Below are 4,527 nucleotides of genomic sequence, written 5' to 3' on the forward strand. Positions count from 1 at the left end.
ACTTGCGTTTGTTTGGGCAAGCAAGGGCCGTTTCTGTTTTATCGTTTGCGGGAGACGAGGACTCATTTTCAGCCGCAATGAAATCCATTTATGAAGCCTCAGTCTGTGTTGATGATAGCAGTAGGATTTTTGATGCCGTCTTGTTCGTTCTGTCATAGATTGTCGAACGTTTAGGTCAAATTCGTAATAGCTGCCGATTGCCACGCCCTCGAAGAACGTCTATAGTTAGCCCGTCCCTGCAAAAAACAGGGATCAGGTCTAGGAAGCCTGAATTGCAAAACGCGCACTGACCGCGCCATGCGGTTTTTTTTCGTGCGTACACCGTTGCATGCTCTCCACGGGCGGCAATGGTGGGGAGCCTTCGGGCTGCCGGTTTTCCGTTTTGCACCGGTCTTCCTACCCTGCCATCTGCCGCCCTCCCGTTAGGAAGCGGAACGCGGCTTAACTGCAATTCTGGAGATTATTATGGCAAGCATTAACACGCCCACTCAATCCTTTTGCACCCCCAACCAAAGCCGAGCACAAACCGTTTTCCTGGCTAGCGGCAGAACTGCACATGAATACGTCGGCTCAATTCATGGCAACCACGCTCGATATCAGCCGAGGTATTCAAACCTGCCTCTCGCTGATTCATGCCAGCGATCTTGCGCGTGAGCAGCGCGACGATATATGTTCACCGCCGCTGAATGTCTCCGATACTGAGAGTCTGACGCGTATGGCAATGGCCGCTGCGAGTATGTTGTCGGAACGAGCGCAGGGCTATATCGATGTTCTCAACGATATGCATGCAAATACGGAGGAAGCCAGGCTAGATGCGTGATGTAGTACAGCGAACCAGCCCCTGTTGTGGCAACTCGCTTTCGTAGCTACTTAAAACGGTAGCCACTCCGCAGGTACATGCCGGGGGCGGCCCGGCAGCCGCTCCCTTTCTTTGCTTCGCCAAAGAAAGGAAGCAAAGAAAGGCGACCGCAAAGCCGTTGCCTTCCCTTCGGTCAGGTCCCCAACTGTGCCGGCTGCCAGTCGGGTGAAGAGACCAACTCGCTGCGCTCAAACATGTCTCTTCACAATTCCCGACTGGCAGCCGGCACAGTTGGCAACGTCTCAATGCGGAATTCACGTCAACGTCAAAAGCAGCAATCAGATAGTAGGCGATGAACCTTATGCAGGGCCAAATGGATTGTCGGATGGGGGGATGGCGCATCCGGTTAGGGATGGGCCGGCAAATACGGCGAACAGCGCTCCCAATCTTCCCAAAGGCTATGTAGCTAATGCAGATGGCACTTTTACTGGGCCAGGGGGAGGATCCCTAAATCTCGCAGGAGTTGCGAGTGATAGTGTGACACCTGTATTTCAGAGATCGGGCGGTCAATATTTTACTCTCGACAGCACCGGCAAGCAGGTGCCGGTTTTGCGCGCGGACGCAAGCAATGGAGTCACCCGGACAAATTCTGAAGTTGGCAGTTCGCAAATTGCACAAAATTGGGCGAATGGTCGAAAGTTTCAGAACGCATTAAATCAGGCGACCGGATTCACCACACCAGTTACCGTCACGCTGCCCGGAGGTGCTAAGGTAACGACGATACCTGATAATTTGGGGCGGCCTGCAGGAATCGTTGAGGCCAAGGATGTTATAAATCTGTCGATGGATGACCAACTTAGGGCGCAACTTCAGTATTCTACGCAGACCGGCATTCCTTATACCTTGGTCGTAAGTCCTGCCAATCAAACCATATCGGCAACGCTATGGGCCGCAATAGAAAAGGCAGGTGGCGCTGTGTATCGCTTTGATTCTGCAACGCAAAAGTTGACTCCTATATTGAAAAGACCGCACTAATGAGCAAACCGAAGATTCGCCTTTCAATCACCACCCGTCTTGATACAACAAGATGGGAGTTTGGTAAGCAAGTGTTAGAGGCATTTTGCGAGACTGACCCGCGGTTGGTCCCGGAATATTTTGATAACGTCGAAGCAATAAAAAAGCAATTTAATGGTATTGCCGCTTGCGAGGAGTATTGGGCTCCAGAAGTGGTGATGGACGCTGGCTCTTATGGACGCACTTTTACCAAGTGGAATTCCATGTGGAGGCGCGTCAAGGCGGTAAAAAGTAGGGGTGAAATGCATCACACCTTGGTGAATCAGCGCGGTCAACTCCATCTCGGGTGGCTTACGTTCGATGCAGATGGCGACAGGAAAGTCGATTGGGCTGGGTTGTTTCATCGCCTTTGTGTGCTCGCGCAACCAAAATTTGCCACGCTGCATTTGTTCACTGATATTGAAACCAGACGTGGCGCATTTGGCACTGCAGTTGAAACAGACATTGCTGCGGACGACTTTGTCACTGGGCCTCATGGGATGACATTAGAAAAAAGAGGCATCCCGAATTTAGCGTGGGCTACCTTCTTTGGCGAGGACTATGCCGCCGAAGTTGACATGCAAAAATTGTGTGCCCAAGGGTTTGAGGTGGAGGCGATTGGTCAAGGGTTTTTGGTGACACTAACTCCAAAGCTATTCGATGTAGTAGAAAATTTTGCGCTGCTGTCTGCTCGGCGGACTATGCTCAAAAAATTGTTCAGACCGGGATTATTTGGCCTTGCTGAAGAACCCGCAGCTGTGCCACCAACAACATGAAGACGCTTCACATGCAAGGTCACGGCAGTTTGAAAATTTTCTCTTTATGGTGTGAATCCATGATTAATTTAATAAATCGCCATTTAGTCAAGACCATTGCGGATATGGCTATCTTCCTGGAATTTACCAGCGAAAAATTATTAGACGTCGATACTTCGATAGAGGCTTTGTACTTCTCAATGCGATGCAGATGGATGGTTTCAGGCTGTTAAAAAACTTTATCCGGAACGAAAATTAGTGCCATTTGCTCTTTGGGATGGATCGGATGATATTGCTTGCTTCGATGCGACTGTACCGTCTGCAGATCCTCTGGTGCATTATGTACGCACCTACGCCTCTCCGGGTTGGGAAGATCGGGGCCACGTTGCCAATTTTACTGAGTGGCTTAAGGTGACTGAGGAAGAATCCGTTCGTTACAAGGCTGAACGAGAGGAGGGGCGGTAAGAACTATTAACTATTGGTTATTCTTGAATAGAAGATGTTGGCACATGATCGACTAGCCAAACGCCGTTCTCAGCCTGAAAAAACTTATAACCTTGTTGTTGCATGTCTGTGTCGATGATAATAGTAGGATTTTTGATGCTGCCTTGTTCGTTCTGTCATAGATGTCGAACGTAAGGATGTCAAAAGCTGCGGCGTTACTGCAACTGCGTTTAACAAGTAATCAAGGATGATTCCATCTGGATGCAAATGGCTTAAAGCAATAAAACGTAGCACGACGTTAAATGTGATTACTGGGCGTTGATAATATGAATCGTGTATTGCTTAGCGCAATGGAGACCAAAGAAGGAAAGTATATTTATCAAAATAAACTTTTCTCTGGAATAGGATTTTCTATAGATGTGGAGGAGAAGGTATCTGCTTATGAAATGAATAAGGGAATTATTCTTGATCCGTATTACTCGATTTGCGCGCCAGATAACAATGAATACATGCAAGTGGACCTAACTGGCCAATTATCCGACTACGTGTTGCCTCAATATTTAGGTCAAACGTTTAGTGGAATAGGGTATGAATTTACCGAGGACATTTGTGATAGGGAAGTTTTTCTCAAGAACGGTGTTGCTTACTGGGAGGCTCATTGGCATAAAAATGGCAATATGCTGTACTTTGATGTTCCAAATGAATTCTTCGAAGAAATTTATGAATGGTATCCAAGTGGGGCTATAAAAAAAATAAAAATATCTGCAAGCAATAAATTTTCTGGTGCCTTGGATTTTACAGAAGATGGGAGATTACGATTCCTGAGCTCTCGTGATGGACTATTCCAAAATTTGAGTTATATATCGACTCAAGCAAAATTTTTCCACTTTGAGAAAATATCGGATATCGGAAAATTACAAACAGTAGAAGAATTTTCTTTGCTTGGAAACGATATAGATGACAATTTTTTGGATTTTATGCTTGATTCAAAAATGTTTGAAAATACATTCGTATTGAAATTAATTAATACGAATGTTGAATCTTTGAATGTAAATAAATTGCCATTGCTTCGAGAGTTGCATATTGATAATGGAATGTCGTTATTTGATAATCCTGAAAAATCTCGAAAATTATATTCGCCCCGATTTGTAAAGGGGGAAAATATTAATCTTCGTATTTTTGTCAATGGTGAAGAAGTTTTATGATTTTAGCGATTGATGTTGCGTACTCTGGAAGTACCGCATTGGCCGCAGGAATTCTCTTTGATCACCACGCTGCCTCTGACTGTCTGCGCAAGCTAAATTTGTATTTTTGTATTTCAAAAAAAAAAGGAAAAATAATGCGCATAAGTTTTATTGCCCTCATGCTGGCTGTTTGTCCAATTCTTTCCCACGCTGAAGAATCAGCAGTGGAGAAGAAAGATGATCTGAAAAGCGACACCGCAAGAATCCGATTGTTCGGCCAAAACGGCATGGG

5 protein-coding genes are annotated in these 4,527 nt (G+C 46.1%); all 5 read left to right on the top strand.

Going from position 1 to position 4,527, the window contains the following annotated elements; genetic code table 11:
- Positions 1-577 precede the first annotated feature (577 nt).
- Positions 578-820, top strand: coding sequence for a hypothetical protein (locus tag KHU33_RS25500; RefSeq protein ID WP_211468253.1), 243 nt, complete (start codon positions 578-580; stop codon positions 818-820).
- Between the two features lie 270 nt (positions 821-1,090).
- Positions 1,091-1,834 carry a putative toxin gene (locus KHU33_RS25505; RefSeq protein WP_211468255.1) on the top strand — a complete coding sequence of 248 codons (744 nt, stop codon included), beginning with the start codon at positions 1,091-1,093 and terminating at the stop codon, positions 1,832-1,834.
- Positions 1,834-2,628 carry a hypothetical protein gene (locus tag KHU33_RS25510; RefSeq protein WP_211468257.1) on the top strand — a complete coding sequence of 265 codons (795 nt, stop codon included), beginning with the start codon at positions 1,834-1,836 and terminating at the stop codon, positions 2,626-2,628. Before KHU33_RS25505 ends, KHU33_RS25510 begins: the two co-directional genes overlap by 1 nt.
- Positions 2,629-3,377: 749 nt before the next feature.
- Positions 3,378-4,256: a hypothetical protein gene (locus tag KHU33_RS25515; RefSeq protein WP_211468259.1), complete on the top strand. Its 879-nt coding sequence runs from the start codon at positions 3,378-3,380 to the stop codon at positions 4,254-4,256.
- On the top strand, positions 4,253-4,527 hold a 275-nt coding region (locus tag KHU33_RS25520; protein WP_211468261.1), incomplete at its 3' end, for a hypothetical protein. The genes KHU33_RS25515 and KHU33_RS25520, both read left to right, overlap by 4 nt.

The sequence above is a fragment of the Collimonas silvisoli genome (genome assembly GCF_018305005.1).
GTDB classification, from domain to species: Bacteria; Pseudomonadota; Gammaproteobacteria; order Burkholderiales; family Burkholderiaceae_D; genus Collimonas; species Collimonas silvisoli.

What these genes read in the sequence shown, in the direction of transcription:
- KHU33_RS25500 (WP_211468253.1), top strand. Translation starts at nt 578, where the DNA reads ATGGCAACCACGCTCGATATCAGCCGAGGTATTCAAACCTGCCTCTCG.
- KHU33_RS25510 (WP_211468257.1), top strand. Translation starts at nt 1,834, where the DNA reads ATGAGCAAACCGAAGATTCGCCTTTCAATCACCACCCGTCTTGATACA.
- KHU33_RS25515 (WP_211468259.1), top strand. Translation starts at nt 3,378, where the DNA reads ATGAATCGTGTATTGCTTAGCGCAATGGAGACCAAAGAAGGAAAGTAT.